We start from the raw sequence: 15,888 nt of genomic DNA on the forward strand, positions 1-15,888 counted from the left end.
CGGACGTGTTCAGGCGACGAACGACGGATCTCTGCCGATGAAGGCGGCAAGGGACACGACAGGATCAGATTCGTCAGGTGTCGGAAATGCGGGACCGTACTGTCCGGAGCCGCGGAGCATCTCCTCGATCGGATGCATCCCGGCGAGGAGCGCCGCGGCGAACTCCGGGTCCATCGCCGGACGACGCCCGCCGGCCTGCGCGAGGTCCCACGTGTGCATGAACACGTCAGCGGAGTAGAACTGATCGACAGCCAGCTCGAGCGGCATGGTCCCCAGCCGCGGATGGGTGAAGTCCCGTGCGGCGTCACTGGATTCGAGGATGTCCTGGATGGCCTCCGATCGCGCGGACCATGCAGTCGAGGGGTCGTCGTCGACCGATGCGACGGCGGGCAACTCCACTCCCCCGGCCTCGAGAAACGCGGGGAACCACTCAACGAGATGCCGGACGACGTCGCGCGCGGCCCATCCGTCGACGGGTGCCGGCGCGTCCCAGTCCGTTGTTGCCGCGATCTCGGCAGCGAACCCGTCGGCGACGATGCGATGGCGGTCCGCGGGCGCCGCGGAGGCGAGTGCGGTCATGCGCCCGTCACCTCCCCGGCGTCGAGCATCGCGTCGAGCTTGGCATAGCCCTGATCGACTCCGGTCTCCATGCCCGACGCCAACCACGCGTCGCGCCCCTCGAAGCTGTCGACCAACGACTGCGCGTGCAGGCGGGTACGTCCGTCGCCGAGATCCTCGAAGCGCAGTGTTTCGAGGGAGACGTCCTCCGGCATGCCTTCGAAGGTGAACGTCTGGACGATCGTGTCGGCGCCGATGCGGTGAAAACATCCTCGGAATCCGTACTCTTCGCCATCCCTACCTGCGACGTAACGCCATTCTCCGCCGTCTCGCGCATCCCACACGACGATCCGGGTGTCCATCCCGTCGGGTCCGACCCACCGGGCGAACAGGTCGGGGTCGAGGTGAGCAGCGAGCAGCTGCGCGGGGGTGGCGGCGAAGTCGCGCGTGATGCGGATGACGGGCAGGTCCTTGTCGGCCTCGATGGCGGCCTGAGCGGTGGTGGTCATGATGCGTTCTCCTGTGACGAGTCGGTCCGTGGGTTTATCTCGGCGAGCAGCGCGTCCAGTCGCCGATACCGCGACTCCGCCTGCTGCCGATAACGTTCGATCCATTTGGTCATCAGGTCGAACACCTCCGCTTCCAGGTGGACTGGACGACGCTGGGCGTCGCGGGTTCGAGTCACCAGACCTGCGTCCTCGAGCACCTTCAGATGCTTGGACACCGCCTGCAGACTCACGTTGTACGGCTCAGCCAGTTCGTTCACGGTGGCATCTGCCGTGGTCAACCGGGCTACCATGTCGCGTCGAGTCGGATCGGCGAGTGCCGAGAACACTCGCGAGAGCTGATCATCCGACATCACCGACCTCCTTGTTCAACCATCCGGTTGATCACTAGTACACGCCTCTTCCACGTCATTGTCAACCATTTGGTTGATGAAGATTCAGCGATGAACACCAGACACGTAGAGCCACCGTCCGTCGACACGTTCGAATGTGCTGCGCTCGGTCATGTCACCCCTGCCGTCGGCATCGCGATAGACCGCAGTGAACTCCACGATCCCTGCGTCATCGAACAGCGAACCGTCGACGACGTCGACGATCTCCAGATGCAGCCAGCGCGTCCCCTCGTCGAGGTCCACCGACAATGGGCGAGTCGACGGATGCCACGTGTCGAGCAGATACTCACGATCACCGACGGCGAACGCCGTGAATCGGCTTCTCATCAGGACTTCAGCGGTCGGCGCGACCCCACCGGACAGGAATCGGCCGCAGCATGCGGCCAGGGTCTCACCACTGCCGCACGGACATCGTCGCTCATTCACGGCTCCACCCTGACATGACGAATCCCTTGACACTCGGCACCCCCGGTGCCATGGTTAGTTAGTCAAGTAACTAACCAAAGAACAGGAGGCGCCCATGATCGACGACGGACGGGCCCTCTTCCAGCAGATCGCGGACAGTGTGGCCGACTCGATCATCGACGGAACCCTCGCGGAGGAGACCCGCGCGCCGTCGACGAACGAACTGGCCGCCTTCCACCGGATCAACCCCGCAACAGCAGCGAAAGGCGTGAACATGCTGGTCGACAAGGGAATCCTCTACAAGCAGCGCGGCGTCGGCATGTTCGTCGCCACCGGCGCCCGCGACACGCTCCGACGCGAACGTCAGCAGGCGTTCGCCGACCGATTCATCGAACCGTTGCTCGGCGAGGCCCGCAGGCTCGGGCTCCAACCAGACGACCTCGTCGCCCTCATCCGCGACCGCGCACCCCACACCACCGCACCCGAAGGAGACCCGACATGACGAACACGACGGCAGTCAGCGCACGCGGCCTCACCAAGCGCTACGGCGACAACACGGTTCTGGACTCCGTCGATTTCGACATCCCGGCGAACACGATATGCGGCCTGTTCGGACGCAACGGCGCAGGCAAGACGACGCTCATGTCGATCCTCACCGCACAGAATTTCGCGACGGCGGGCGACGCCCGGATCTTCGGCGAAGACCCCTACGAGAACCCGGGCGTCCTCTCCCGGATCTGCTTCGTCCGCGAGGGCCAGAAGTACCCGGACGACGCCCGGCCATCCCATGCCTTCGCCGCCGCGAAACTGTTCTTCCCCAATTGGGACGACGACCTCGCCACGCGACTCATCGACGAGTTCCGTCTGCCGTGCAAGACCCGGATCAAGAAGTTGTCACGCGGCCAGTTGTCCGCGGTCGGCGTCATCATCGGGCTCGCATCGCGCGCGGAGATCACCTTCTTCGACGAGCCGTACCTCGGCCTCGACGCCGTCGCACGGCAGATCTTCTACGACCGCCTGCTGGCCGACTACGCCGAGCATCCCCGCACCGTGGTGCTGTCCAGCCACCTGATCGACGAGATCTCCGACCTGATCGAACGAGTCCTCGTGGTCGATGACGGATCGATCGTCCTCGATGAGGACGCCGACGACCTGCGAGGTCGAGCGGTCACGGTGATCGGCGCGGAGAGCGCGGTCGACGAGTTCGTCGCCGGACGCGAAGAACTCCACCGCGAACGGCTCGGCTCCATCGCATCGGCAACAGTCCTCGGCGCGCTCGACGTCGCCGACCTCCGCCGCATCGACGAGTTGAATCTGAACACCGCACCGGTGTCACTCCAAGAACTCATCGTTCGCTTCACCCAACACGCGGACACCACCCGCACGACGCCGGGCGCTCCCAGTCGAGCGCACGCGAAAGGAGCACTCCGATGACCACCGCGACCGCAACTCTGCGCACCGGCAAGGTGATCCGCATGCAGTTGATCAACAAGCAGACCTTCGTGTGGATGCCGCTGTTGATCCTCGCCGCCTCCTTCGCCATCACGATGGCCATCCACGGAATCGTCGCCTTTTCGACGAGTGATCGCACCGATCCCATGTACAGCGGCGGATCGCAGGCTCCGCTCTGGTATTTCCTCGTGATCGGTGTCCAGGCGCTGTCGTTCACGTTCCCGTTCTCACAGGCCTTGAGCATCAGCAGGCGCGAGTTCTTCATCGGCACCTTCGCGACGGCGTGCATCACCTCCCTGACACTCACCGCGGCTTTCATCGTCGGCGGCGGCATAGAACGGGCAACCGACGGGTGGGGCTTCGACGCCTACTTCTTCTATCTGCCGTGGATCTGGGACTCTGGACCGATCGCGGCGATGATCCTGTACTTCACGATCGCCATGCTGGCGTTCACCATCGGGTTCTGGGCGTCAACCCTGTACAAGAGGTTCGGCTTGGTGTGGCTGATCGCAACCGGCATCGGCATCGCACTGGCAATTCTGGTCGCGGCGTTCGCCATCAGCTTCGCCGACGAGTGGCCCGCCGTCGGTCGCTGGCTCGCCGACCTGCGTCCGCTGGAAGCAGCAGGCCTGATCGTGGCCATTGACGCCGTACTCGCCGGGTTGTCGTACGTGACGATCCGACGTGCGATCCCCTGATCTCGTAGAACCGACCATCCGGGTCAGTTCTACGAGACGGCCAGCCAGACCGCGAGTCCGAGCCCGGCGACACCGATGGTGATGCGCAACGGGGTCACCGGAAGCCTCTCCACCACTGGCGGACCGGCCCATCCGCCGACGAGGCATCCGGCGCCCATCGCCAGTGCGGCGGGCCACTGAACGGGACCGAAGAATATGAAACCGACCGCGGCGACCGCATTCGCGAGGCCCAACAGCGCCGACTTGTAGATCATGGCCTTCGGCAGCGGCACCGACGTGACGAGGAGCGCGAGGGCGACGAAGGCAACGCCAGCGCCCGCACCGAAGTATCCGCCGTACACGGAGACGGCGAAGACGCCGATCAGCCACGCCACCGGCTGGTCGGCGCCACTCGTGATCCAGGTCCGCAACTTCGGCTGGACGAGCAGCGCAATCGATGCGAACGCCACGAGGTACGGCACCACGACGGCGAACACCGAGTCGGGCGCGGACAGCAGCAGGATCGCACCGACGACTCCCCCGGCGAGGGCCGCGCCGCCGCTGGCAGCGAGAGAGCGTCGTCCCACGTAGTCGATGAGCTCACGACCGGACTTGGCGAAACTCCCGACGCCGACGGCCACCATCGCCACCGTGTTGGTGACGTTGGCGGCGAGCGGCGACAACCCGACGATCAGAAGCGCCGGATAACTGATGATCGACGCCAGGCCCGTCACGTATCCGACGAGCCCGGCGGCGAAGCCCGCCCCGACGAGGAGCACCAAGTCGGCGGGCGTCATCGATCAGTGCGCGAAGTGGCGCGATCCGGTGAGGTACATGGTCACGCCCGCGGCCTTGGCAGCCTCGATGACCTCGTTGTCGCGGATCGACCCGCCCGGCTGAACGACGGCCCGGACACCGGCGTCGAGCAGCACCTGCAGACCGTCCGGGAACGGGAAGAACGCGTCGGACGCACCGACGGAGCCCTTCGCGCGATCACCCGCGCGGTTCACCGCGAGGTGTGCAGAGTCCACTCGGTTCACCTGGCCCATGCCGACACCGACCGACGCACCGTCGGCGGCCAGCAGGATCGCGTTCGACTTGACCGCACGGCAGGCTCGCCACGCGAACACCAGGTCGGCGAGAGTCTTCTCGTCGGCGGCATCGCCCGCGGCGAGCGTCCAGTTGGCGGGGTCGTCGCCTTCGGCGTCGATCACGTCGCGCTGCTGGAGGAGGATTCCACCGGACACCGGCCGGATCTCGGCGACCTTCTCGCTCGGGGCCTCGGCGACGAGGATCCGGACGTTCTTCTTGCGGGAGAGGACCTCGACTGCGCCCTCGGCGTACGACGGCGCGATGATCACCTCGGTGAAGATGTCCGCGACCTGCTCGGCCATCTCGACGCTCACCTCGCGATTGGCGGCGATGACGCCACCGTAGGCGCTGACCGGGTCGCAGGCGTGCGCACGCCGGTGCGCTTCGGCGATGTCGGCGCCCACGGCGATTCCGCAGGGGTTCGCGTGCTTGATGATCGCGACGGCCGGATCGGCGTGGTCGTACGCGGCACGCCAGGCGGCGTCACCGTCGGTGAAGTTGTTGAACGACATGGCCTTGCCGTGCAGCTGCTCGGCTTGCGCGAGGCCTGCCGGACCGTTCGTCGAGGTGTACAGGGCCGCGGCCTGGTGCGGATTCTCACCGTAACGGAGCACGTCGGCGCGCTCCCACGTCGCACCGGCCCACACCGGGAAGTCGGACTCGGGATCGGGGGCGACGACGCTGCTCATCCACGAGGCGACCGCGACGTCGTAGTCGGCGGTGTGACGGAACGCCTTGGCGGCGAGGGCCTTGCGCTCGGCGAGCGTGAAGCCGCCAGCGGCGACCACTTCGGTGACCTTCGAGTAGTCGGACGGGTCGACGACGACGCCGACTGACGGGTGGTTCTTCGCCGCCGCGCGGACCATCGACGGACCGCCGATGTCGATCTGCTCGACGCACTCGTCCGGAGTCGCACCGGACGCGACGGTCTCAGTGAACGGGTACAGGTTCACCACCACCAGCTCGAACGGCGCGATACCGAGTTCGTCGAGCTGCCGGAGGTGATCGTCCTTGCGGGTGTCCGCGAGAACGCCTGCGTGCACGCGCGGGTGCAGGGTCTTGACGCGGCCTTCGAGGCATTCGGGGAAGCCCGTCAGTTCGCTGACCTCGATGACGGGGACGCCCGCACCGGCGATCGTCTTCGCAGTGGAGCCGGTCGACACGATCTCCACGCCTGCTGCGTGCAGCGCGGTCGCGAGTTCGGTCAGTCCTGTCTTGTCGTAGACGCTGACCAGTGCGCGCCGCACGGCGCGGCGATCTGCAGTTGCGTTCACTTGAGGTGTGCCTTTCGTCCATCGGTGACAACGCCACGGGCGGCAAGCGCGTCCACTACTTCTGGCAGCAGAGCGCGTTCGACGATTTTGATGCGTTCGTGCAGGGAGGCCTCGGTGTCGTCGGGGCGAACCTCGACGATTCGTTGAGCCAGGATCGGGCCGGTGTCCACGCCGTCGTCGACGAGGTGGACGGTGGTGCCGGTGACTTTGACGCCGTACGCGAGCGCGTCGGCGACTCCGTGCGCGCCGGGGAAGGCGGGCAGCAGGGCTGGGTGCGAGTTGACGATCGTCCCACCGAATCGGTTGAGGAACGCGGGACCGAGAATCTTCATGAAACCCGCGGTCACAACCCATTCCGGACTCATGTTCGCGACGTCGGCGGCGAGTGCGGCGTCCCACGCAGCACGGTCCGGGTGGTCTTTCAGTCGGCACCGGATGACTGGGATTCCCGCGGCGTCGGCGATGCCGACGGCCGCACAGTCCCTGTCGACGACTGCGCCGACCACGGTGAACGATGCGTCGGGCCGGCTCGCATGCTCGAGAATCGACGCGAAGAGCGAGCCGGTTCCGGAGGCGAGGACCACAACGGGCGACTTCTCGGTGCGCGATGCGTCCTGGGGGCCTGTCACAGGAACGAGTCTAAGGCGTGTTGCAGACCACGTCGCCTTCCGCCCCACCTCTGCATACGCAGCGCTGTCGGAGGTCTCTGATCGACTGAGCGCACGTGACGACAGCCGGCATCAGGCCATCGAACACACGAACTTGCCAGAGGTGACTCATATCATAGATTTGTTCCTCGAGTAACCGAGTCGGAAGTCAGTGCTTCCCCGGGTCGGTCTCAGTGAGTGGATCAGTGCCGAAGGCGGGCGCCTCGGTGGCATCCGTGCCCGGCGTCGACGTGTCATCGGCGAGAGCCGCATCGTCGTCGGCCTCATCGGCTGCTTCCCGACCGGCAAGATCGGGAGCATCGTCGACGGACGCATCGCCTGCATCAGCGCTGTCGACCGAGCCTGATTCGGGGACGTCGAACCAATCGTCGAGGTCGTCGCCGACCTCTTCGGCCGCTCGTCGACGACCGGCGAACCCACCGTCGGCGAGCCAGAGGACTGCGACGACCAGACCTCCGCCGAGCGCGAGCCAAGCGAAGGTGTAGACACCGGCGGTCGGCACGTTGACACCGGAATGGCCGAGTTCGCCGAGGCGACCGCCGGACACCCACGCGGCGGCGACCATCAGCGCGGCCGCGACGGCTGCTCCGATGCCGACAGCTCGAAGGTGACGGACGGGGTCGTCGCTGCGGCAGTACCAGCCGAGAACCGCACCGGCGATCAGCGGGATCATGAAGACGAACGCACCGAGCGGTCCGATGCTCGTCTCGGGGAGCGCAGCGGTGACCGGCAATGGCGGGACCTCACCGCGCGCGACGTCGAATGCGTCGAGCACGGTGGTCCCGAGTTGGGCGCTCGCCCCGGTGCTGATCGCCGTGGCACCGACGATCATGTTGGGCAGGTACAGCACGGAGAGCACGGTGAGCCCGAGATAGCCGTCGACGGTGTTTCCGTCGTCGATCATCGTCCTCATCGCGCCCCAGTGCGCGATGATCCCCGCGAACACCATGGCCGCGCCGCCCGCGATGAACAGGCCGAACGCGATCAGACCACCGCGCGCTCCGACGCGCTCGGTGGCCGGAACCGCGAACTCGGTGAGGATCGGCTTCAAGCTCGGGATGGCGACGCCGACCAGGACCGCCACTCCCTGGACCAGCAACGTGTAGCCGAACGCCTGCAGTGAATCGGGTTGCCCGATCGGCGTCACCGCGGAACCGTCGGCGATCACCGCAAGGGACAGCGTGGTGACGAGCATCGAACCGCCGAGCGCGGCGCCGGCGATGCCGATCAGATCAGGGAGTTCACGGGCAGTCGAGGCGCCTTCGGCGACGACTTTCACCGTTCCGGCGGCCGCGAGCAGGGTCGGCAGGAGCGGAAGGATTCCCAGAGTGACGCCGCCGATCGTGACGGGCACCTGGTTCACCGCGAGCCATCCCGCAGCGACGGCGGAGCCGAGACCCGACAGACCGTCGCCCGCGAGAAGGCGAATGATCCCGATGATCACCGCGATCACGATCACGGTGATCATCGGGGACAGCAGCGCGACCTTCACCAGATCCCACGTCGCTGCCTTCCGTGGGGTCACGTCGGCACGACGAGTGAGGCGCACCTGCCGGAGGCGGGCGGCCAGAGAGTTCGGCGTTGGACTCACGCGGTCGCGGCGAACCTGGGTGTTACTGCTGCTCGGACTGCGGGGTGGCCGCGCCCGAATCGGTGTTCGGCTTGACGAACGCGGTGGTGGCGTTCACGTCGCCCGCGGGCTGACCGTACCCGGCAGCGGGCTGCTGGTTGGTCGAGATCGCCTGGGTCGCGGGGGTGTAGCCCTGCGCCTCGGGCTGCTGGGTTGCGGGAGCCTGGCCCTGAGCCTGCTGACCGTACCCGTAGCCGTATCCCGCTGCGGGCTGCTGCGCCTGCTGCTGTGCGGCGTACGGATCTGCGGTCTGGGGTGCAGCGGCGTACTGGTCGGCGGCGGGTGCCGCGTAGCCGACCGAACCCGCGGTCGCTGCAGCGTCGGCCGGAGCCAACTTGATCTGACCGCCCTCGATCAGCAGCCACACGACTGCGGCGATCGCCGCCAGAATCGACGTGATGAGCAGGACGATCGCTCCCGCGCCGTTCGATCCATCGTAGGTTTCCGCACCGGCGAAAATGAAGACCGTTCCGAACGCGGAGACCACCGTCAACGCCAGCACGGAACCGACGACCCACTTCTCGACGCCGAGCGCGAACGTCGTGAGCGCGATTAGGCCGGCAACAGCCAGCAGTGCCCACGGAATGCCGAAACTCGTCTCGAATACTTTCATCGGATCGCGCGAGTAATCGCCATCGTCGAACGTGTAGCCGGCGAGGAACCCGCAGAACAGCGTGATGACGCCGAGCGCGCCGATGACGGCGGCGACGATGACCGGCGTGTTCGCGGGGAGTCCCTGGCTCGGGGCCGGAACCTGCTGCTGACCGTAGCCGTACTGCGCCTGCTGGCCGTAGGGGTCCTGCGCCTGCTGACCGTACAGCGCCTGAGCCTGTTGGCCGTACTGCGCGGCCTGGCCGTACTGTCCCTGCGCGGCGTCATAGCCCTGCTGGCCGTACTGCTGGTTCTGGGCCCCCTGCGGGTCCTGGCCGTAGCCGTAACCGCCGGACTGCGGGTAGGTCATCGTGTCGCTCCCTCACGTCGAACTCACATCATCGGCCGTTCCGACGAACGCAGTCCACGCTAATACACGTCGCCTGAGAGGGTCCGACATGCGTGTACTGGCGCGTTCTGATCTCAGCCTCGGTGAGCACGCCCCTGCTCTGCGTACCAGTCGATGAGCGAGTAGTCGTCCACCGACTTCGGGTCGATGCTCACCTCGGTCCGTCCGGCGAGAATCGCCGTCACCGGGACTTCCAGCTTCTTGCCCGTGCGGGTATGCGGAATCCCCGGCGCGACGATCACCTCATCCGGCACGTGGCGGGCCGAGAGTCGCGTCTTGACCTGGGACGCGATCTGCGCGGTCAACTCGTCGGTCAGCTCCGCGCCCGGCACCAGGGTGACGAACAGCGGCATCCAATACTCGCCGCCGGGGCCGTCGACGCCGAGCACGAACGCCTCCGCGATCTCACTGACGCCTTCGACGACCTCGTAGATGTCAGCCGAACCCATGCGGATGCCGTTGCGGTTGAGGGTCGCATCGCTTCGTCCGTGAATGATGAGCGAGCCACGGTCGGTGACGGTCACCCAGTCCCCGTGACGCCAGACGGTCGGGACGTCAACTGCGTCCCACTCATGCGCGAAGTACGCCTTTCGGTACCTCTCACCGTCCGGGTCGTCCCAGAAGTGGACCGGCATCGACGGCATCGGTGCGGAGATCACCATCTCCCCGACTTCGCCGATGAGCGGCTTCGCCTGCGGCGACCAGCTCTCCAGGGCCACCCCGAGATATCGGACAGACAGTTCGCCTGCGACCACCGGGACGCCCGTCGAACCACCCGCGAACGCCGACACCACATCCGTTCCGCCGCTGATGGAGGAGATCGGCAATCCGGCTGCGACGTTGTCGTCCACCCAGGTGAACAGGTCTGCTGCGAGCGTCGATCCGGTGCTTCCGAGCGTTTCCAGTGCCGATAGATCATGGTCGGCACCCGGCCGAAGTCCTGCCTTCCGCGACGCCTGCAACTGGCCCGGGCTGGTTCCGAAGTAGGTGACCTTCTCGTCAGCGACGATCCGCCACAGGGTGTCCGCATCGGGATACAGCGGCGATCCGCTGTAGGTGACGATCCGCGCACCGACGAGGAGTCCGGCGGCCTGGAAGTTCCACATCATCCAACTGAGCGCCGTCTGCCAGAAGAACACCGAGCCGGGGCGCAGATCGCTGTGCAGTCCGGCCGCCTTGAGGTGCTCGAGCACCACACCGCCGTGACCGTGGACGATGCCCTTGGGCTTGCCGGTGGTTCCGGAGGAGAACAGAACCCACAGCGGATGATCGAACGGGACCTTGACCGGTGCAACAGGCTGGGAGCGGTCGGAGGTCGCCTGGTCCCACGACACCGCACCGGCGACCGGCGCTCCGACCACGATGTGCGTCGAGACGCCGAGGAGACCGGCGAGTTCCTCGGAATCAGCCCGCTTGTCGACGTCCTTCCCGTTGTACCGATAGCCCGACGACGAGAAGAGGACCTTCGGGGAGAGTTGAGCCATGCGACCGGCCGCGCCTTCCGGGGCGTAGTCCTGACCGCATCCCGACCACAGTGCGCCGAGCGATGCGGTGGCGAGGAACGCGATCACCGTCTCCGGAACGTCCGGCAGGTAGGCGGCGACGACGTCTCCTCGCCCGACACCCGCGTCCGCCAACGTGCGCGCCACCGCGCCGACGAGTCCGGGGAGCTCCGCCCAGGAGATCTCCGTGCGCTTCCCGTCCTCGGTGATCCCGACGATCGCGGCGCCCTCGAGCCCCGAGTTGGCCAGCACCGCGTCGACATAGTTCAGTTCGACGCCGGGGAACCATCGTGCGCCCGGCATCTCGCGATCCGCGAGCACGGCGTCGTCGCCGTCCTCGAGAGGCGCCGCGGCGATCGTGTCCAGGGCGAAGTGATCCCACACCGCTCGCCAGAAGCCCGGAAGGTCGGCGACCGACTGCTCCCACAGGGAGCCGTACTCGGTCAGATCACGGCCCACAAGGTCGCCGTAAGTCTCTGCAAAACGGCTGATCTGCGACTCGGTCACTTGACGAGCCCCAGGAACTCGATCGACTTCTCGCGCATCTCGACCTTCCGGACCTTGCCTGTCACGGTCATCGGGAACTCCTCCACCACGTGGACATACCGCGGGATCTTGTGGCGCGAGATGTGACCGGACGCGAACTCACGTACAGCGTCGGCGTCCAACGGTGCGGCGCCATCGCGCACGCGGACCCACGCCATCAGTTCTTCGCCGTACTTCTCGTCCGGCACGCCGATGACCTGCGCGTCGACGATGTCGGGGTGCGTGTAGAGGAACTCCTCGATCTCACGCGGGTAGATGTTCTCGCCGCCGCGGATCACCATGTCCTTGATCCGGCCCGTGATGCGGGCGTAGCCGTCGTCGCCCATCACGCCCAAGTCGCCTGTGCGCATCCAGCCGTCGGCGTCGATCGCGTCCGCGGTCTTCTCCGGCTCGTTCCAGTAGCCCTGCATCACCGAGTAGCCACGCGTGCAGAACTCGCCGGTCTCGCCGCGCGGAAGCACTTCGCGCGTCACCGGGTCGACGATCTTGATCTCCAGGTGTGGTCCGACCCGGCCGACGGTGCCGACGCGCAAGTCGAGCTCGTCGTCGGTACGGGTCTGCGTGGAGACCGGGCTGGTCTCGGTCATGCCGTAGCAGATCGACACTTCGGCCATGTTCATCTCGTCGATCACCCGACGCATCACCGCCTCCGGGCACGGCGAACCCGCCATGATGCCCGTCCTCAACGTCGACAGGTCGTACGACGCGCCTGTGTCAAGCAACGCGAGTTCGGCGATGAACATCGTCGGCACGCCGTACAGGCTCGTGCAGCCGTACTTCTCGACGGCCGCGAGCGCTGTCGCCGGGTCGAACGCCGGGCCCGGGATCACCATCGCCGACCCGTGCGAGATCGCGGCGAGATTGCCCATCACCATGCCGAAGCAGTGGTAGAACGGCACCGGCAGGCAGATCCGGTCGGCTTCGGTGTAGTTCACCAGCTCGCCGACGAGGAACCCGTTGTTTCCGATATTGGTGTGCGACAGGGTGACGCCCTTCGGCGAGCCCGTGGTCCCCGACGTGTACTGGATGTTGATGGCGTCGTCAGCGTCGAGTCGAGAGGCGATCTCGTCGACGGCGGCGAGCTCGTCGGCCGTCGGCTCGGACAACAGCGTCGCGAACTCCTCCGACTCGAACAACACGACCTGACGGAGCTCCGGAAGCTGATCCCTGACGTCGTCGAGCATCACCGCGTACTCGGAGTCGCGGAACCGCTCTGCGGCGAGCACCACGGTCGTCCCCGACTGCCCGAGGACGTACGCCAGTTCGTGACGACGGTACGACGGATTGATCACCACGAGCACCGCACCGATCTCAGCGGCGGCGAACTGGGTGAGGACCCATTCGAACCTGTTCGGCGACCACAACGCCACCCGATCACCCGGGTTCACACCCAGCCGCAACAGCCCGGCGGCGAGGGCCCGGACGTCGCGCCGGAACTCACGGTAGGGCCACTGCCTGTCGACGCTCGCGTCGATGAGCGCGACGGAGTCCGGGAACCTCTCCGCGGTGGCGGCCAGTGTCGCGCCGATCGTCTGAGTCAGCAGTGCAGGCTCGGACTCGCCGCGGGCATAGGAGTCGGTGTCGGTGTACATCTGGTCAGCCATGAGTTCCTCCGGGTTGTGAATTACCGCGTGACGCCCGCGCGGGACAGGACGGCGCGAGCCTGCGCCAAGACGGGACCGTCGACCATCTGGCCGTCGAGCTGGAAGACGCCGCCGTCGTAGGCGACCGCACCCTGAAGCACTCGCGTGGCCCATTCGACACGCTCCGGAGCGGGCGCGTACCCGTCCCTGATGTGGGCGGCCTGCGACGGGTGAATGCACGCGGTCGCGGTGAACCCGAGTGCGACTGCGTCCTGGACTTCGGCGACCAGTCCGTCGACGTCTGCGATGTCGATGTGGACGGCGTCGATCGCGGCCTTGCTGTATGCGCCTGCGGCGAGCCGGACACGCGAACGAACGTGACGGGCCACATCGCGGTACTCGCCCGCGTACGGCTCACCGACGCCGAACCTGCTCGACGTGCCGCCGAGACCTGCAACGAGATCCTCCGCTCCCCACATCAAGCCGATGCAGTTCGGCGCCGCGACGATCTCCTCCACCCGGAGTGCACCCATCGGCGTCTCGATCAGGGCGATCGTCGGCAGGTGGGCGATCTGCGAGGGCTCTTCGACCTTGGCCTGCATCAGGACCCGATACGGCGTCGCCTGCACCGCGGCGAGGTCGAGTTCGTGGTCTTCGGTGCCCGCCGGGTTGATCCGGACGATCACCCGATCCGGGTGGACCGGATTCGCGACGAGCGCCTCCCTCGCAGCAGCCTTGTTGACAGGAGCGACGGCGTCCTCAAGGTCCAGGATCACCATGTCGGCGCGATCGAGCGCCTTCAGATAGCGCTCGGGTCGATCGGCCGGGCAGAACAGGAGTGCAGGTCCTGCGGGTGTCCACGATTCGACAGTCATGCGAGTTCAGTTCTCCTTGGGTGCGAGTCGGACGAGCGTCGAGCGCAACGCTCTCGCCACTATGACACCGTCTTGGTTGCGGCCGATGTGCGTTATCTGGACGATTCCTTCACCGGGGCGCGACGACGACTCTCGTTTTCCGGTGCATTCAGTCTCCGCGTACAGCGTGTCGCCCGCGAAGAGCGGATGCGGGAACGCGATGTCGCTGAATCCGAGGTTCGCGACGAGCGTCCCCTGGGTCAGCTGCGAGACGGAGAGTCCGACGATCGTCGACAGCGTGAACATCGAGTTGATCAGCCGTTGTCCGCCGAATCCCGGCTGCTGCGCGGACCATGCGGCGTCCAGGTGCAGTGCCTGAGTGTTCATCGTCAGCGTCGTGAACAGAACGTTGTCGGCTTCGGTGACGGTTCGCCCGGGGCGGTGTTCGTACACTGTCCCGATCTCGAACTCCTCGAACCACAGTCCGCGCTGCGGGACGCGCTTGCCCTCGCTCATGCCGGGAGTCCCAGCGAACGGGCGATCAGCATCAACTGGACTTCGGTGGTGCCCTCGCCGATCTCGAGGATCTTCGAGTCGCGGTAGTGACGCGAGACGGGGTACTCGTTCATGAATCCGTACCCGCCGTGGATCTGCGTCGCCATGCGTGCGTTGTCCATCGCGGCCTCGCTGGAGATCATCTTCGCGATCGACGCCTCCTTCTTGAACGGCTTTCCGGCGAGCATGCGCGCTGCAGCGTCGTAGTAGGCCATGCGGGAGACGTGAGCACGCGCCTCCATGCGGGCGATCGCGAACGACACCGACTGGTACTCGGCGATCGCCTTCCCGAATGACTTGCGCTCACGCGCGTACTTGATGCACTCGTCGACGCAGCCCTGCGCGACGCCGGTCGCGAGGCCCGCGATGGCGATACGGCCCTCGTCGAGGATCGACAGGAAGTTCGCGTAGCCGCGGCCACGCTCGCCGAGGAGGTTCTCGCGCGGGACGTGGGCCTCGTCGAAGCTCAGCGGATGTGTGTCCGATGCGTGCCAGCCGACCTTGTCGTACGCGGGCTCGGCGGTGAATCCGGGCGTCCCGGCGGGCACGATGATCGTTGAGATCTCCTTCCCGCCGCCAGCCTTCTCACCGGTCACGGCCGTGACGGTGACCAACGAAGTGATGTCCGTGCCGGAGTTGGTGATGAACTGCTTGCCGCCGTTGATCACCCATTCGTCACCCTCTTCACGGGCCGTCGTCGCAGTCGCGCCTGCATCCGAGCCGGCGCCCGGCTCAGTGAGGCCGAATCCGGCGAGAGCCTTGCCTGCCAGCAGATCGGGAAGGAATCGCTCCTTCTGCGCCTGCGTTCCGAAGCGGTAGATCGGCATCGCGCCGAGGCCGACCCCCGCTTCGAGGGTGATCGCCACCGACTGATCGACCTTGCCGAGTTCCTCAAGCGCGAGGGCCAGGGCGAAGTAGTCGCCGCCCATGCCACCGAACTCCTCTGAGAACGGCAGACCGAACAGGCCCATCTCACCCATCTTGGCGACGACCTCGTACGGGAAGGTCTTCTCGCGGTCGTGCTGCGCCGAGACCGGTGCGACGACACTCTGCGCGAAGTCGCGCACGCTGTCGACGAGGTCGGTGTAATCCTGGGTCAATTCCATGTCTGTTCCTTCATTTGGTGTTCTTCCGCTGCCGCCACAACTTGCTCATTCCCCGCGCACTCCCTCTGCTCCGTCGCCCCGCGCGACC

Annotated in this window: 17 protein-coding genes; 3 read left to right on the forward strand and 14 right to left on the reverse strand. The window is 66.5% G+C overall.

Annotation, left to right across the window (positions count from 1 at the left end; translation table 11 throughout):
* Positions 1-9: 9 nt before the first annotated feature.
* From WFK36_RS17505 to WFK36_RS17520, 4 genes are all read right to left on the reverse strand, one after another.
* Entirely contained in the window at positions 10-579 is a 570-nt protein-coding gene (locus tag WFK36_RS17505; RefSeq protein ID WP_336793216.1) for a maleylpyruvate isomerase family mycothiol-dependent enzyme, read from the reverse strand.
* Entirely contained in the window at positions 576-1,067 is a 492-nt protein-coding gene (locus WFK36_RS17510) for an SRPBCC domain-containing protein (RefSeq protein WP_336793218.1), read from the reverse strand. The genes WFK36_RS17505 and WFK36_RS17510 overlap by 4 nt, the downstream gene beginning before the upstream one ends.
* Positions 1,064-1,417 (reverse strand): ArsR/SmtB family transcription factor, encoded by a 354-nt coding sequence (locus WFK36_RS17515; protein ID WP_336793219.1) that lies wholly within the window; start codon positions 1,415-1,417, stop codon positions 1,064-1,066. Before WFK36_RS17515 ends, WFK36_RS17510 begins: the two co-directional genes overlap by 4 nt.
* Before the next feature lie 84 nt (positions 1,418-1,501).
* Complete coding sequence (locus WFK36_RS17520) at positions 1,502-1,882, reverse strand: YchJ family protein (RefSeq protein WP_336793220.1); 381 nt, start codon at positions 1,880-1,882, stop codon at positions 1,502-1,504.
* 94 nt (positions 1,883-1,976) lie between these two features.
* Here WFK36_RS17520 and WFK36_RS17525 point away from each other — a divergent pair, with 94 nt between their 5' ends.
* Genes WFK36_RS17525 through WFK36_RS17535 form a run of 3 tightly spaced genes read left to right on the forward strand, consistent with a single transcriptional unit; the run spans position 1,977 to position 4,011 of the window.
* A complete protein-coding gene (locus WFK36_RS17525) occupies positions 1,977-2,363 on the forward strand; it encodes a GntR family transcriptional regulator (protein ID WP_336793222.1) in 387 nt (128 codons plus the stop codon).
* Positions 2,360-3,295 (forward strand): ABC transporter ATP-binding protein, encoded by a 936-nt coding sequence (locus tag WFK36_RS17530; RefSeq protein WP_336793224.1) that lies wholly within the window; start codon positions 2,360-2,362, stop codon positions 3,293-3,295. The genes WFK36_RS17525 and WFK36_RS17530 overlap by 4 nt, the downstream gene beginning before the upstream one ends.
* A complete protein-coding gene (locus tag WFK36_RS17535; RefSeq protein WP_336793225.1) occupies positions 3,292-4,011 on the forward strand; it encodes a hypothetical protein in 720 nt (239 codons plus the stop codon). The genes WFK36_RS17530 and WFK36_RS17535 overlap by 4 nt, the downstream gene beginning before the upstream one ends.
* A gap of 29 nt (positions 4,012-4,040) precedes the next feature.
* On the opposite strand, the gene WFK36_RS17540 is transcribed toward WFK36_RS17535, so the two are convergent.
* The 10 genes from WFK36_RS17540 to WFK36_RS17585 all read right to left on the reverse strand — a co-directional run bounded on the left by WFK36_RS17540 (position 4,041) and on the right by WFK36_RS17585 (position 15,800).
* The gene (locus WFK36_RS17540; RefSeq protein ID WP_336793226.1) at positions 4,041-4,787 is read right to left on the reverse strand and encodes a sulfite exporter TauE/SafE family protein; all 747 of its coding nucleotides are present in this window, start codon (positions 4,785-4,787) and stop codon (positions 4,041-4,043) included.
* Positions 4,788-4,790: 3 nt separating this feature from the next.
* Positions 4,791-6,356, reverse strand: coding sequence for a bifunctional phosphoribosylaminoimidazolecarboxamide formyltransferase/IMP cyclohydrolase (purH, locus tag WFK36_RS17545; protein WP_336793228.1), 1,566 nt, complete (start codon positions 6,354-6,356; stop codon positions 4,791-4,793).
* Positions 6,353-6,985 (reverse strand): phosphoribosylglycinamide formyltransferase, encoded by a 633-nt coding sequence (gene purN / locus WFK36_RS17550; RefSeq protein WP_336793229.1) that lies wholly within the window; start codon positions 6,983-6,985, stop codon positions 6,353-6,355. The genes purH and purN overlap by 4 nt, the downstream gene beginning before the upstream one ends.
* Before the next feature lie 187 nt (positions 6,986-7,172).
* Positions 7,173-8,549 (reverse strand): cell division protein PerM, encoded by a 1,377-nt coding sequence (locus WFK36_RS17555; RefSeq protein WP_336793230.1) that lies wholly within the window; start codon positions 8,547-8,549, stop codon positions 7,173-7,175.
* Positions 8,550-8,637: 88 nt separating this feature from the next.
* Complete coding sequence (locus tag WFK36_RS17560) at positions 8,638-9,615, reverse strand: DUF5336 domain-containing protein (protein ID WP_336793231.1); 978 nt, start codon at positions 9,613-9,615, stop codon at positions 8,638-8,640.
* Positions 9,616-9,728: 113 nt separating this feature from the next.
* Positions 9,729-11,648 carry an acetoacetate--CoA ligase gene (locus WFK36_RS17565; RefSeq protein ID WP_419717513.1) on the reverse strand — a complete coding sequence of 640 codons (1,920 nt, stop codon included), beginning with the start codon at positions 11,646-11,648 and terminating at the stop codon, positions 9,729-9,731.
* 11 nt (positions 11,649-11,659) lie between these two features.
* Positions 11,660-13,306, reverse strand: a complete 1,647-nt coding sequence (locus WFK36_RS17570) for an AMP-binding protein (protein ID WP_419717509.1) — start codon at positions 13,304-13,306, stop codon at positions 11,660-11,662.
* Between the two features lie 20 nt (positions 13,307-13,326).
* Positions 13,327-14,160 carry an HpcH/HpaI aldolase/citrate lyase family protein gene (locus WFK36_RS17575; RefSeq protein WP_336793233.1) on the reverse strand — a complete coding sequence of 278 codons (834 nt, stop codon included), beginning with the start codon at positions 14,158-14,160 and terminating at the stop codon, positions 13,327-13,329.
* 6 nt (positions 14,161-14,166) lie between these two features.
* Complete coding sequence (locus WFK36_RS17580) at positions 14,167-14,655, reverse strand: MaoC family dehydratase (protein WP_336793234.1); 489 nt, start codon at positions 14,653-14,655, stop codon at positions 14,167-14,169.
* A complete protein-coding gene (locus tag WFK36_RS17585) occupies positions 14,652-15,800 on the reverse strand; it encodes an acyl-CoA dehydrogenase family protein (RefSeq protein ID WP_336793235.1) in 1,149 nt (382 codons plus the stop codon). The genes WFK36_RS17580 and WFK36_RS17585 overlap by 4 nt, the downstream gene beginning before the upstream one ends.
* Positions 15,801-15,888: the final 88 nt, after the last annotated feature.

Source organism: Gordonia malaquae, from assembly GCF_037148075.1.
Taxonomy (GTDB): domain Bacteria; phylum Actinomycetota; class Actinomycetes; order Mycobacteriales; family Mycobacteriaceae; genus Gordonia; species Gordonia malaquae.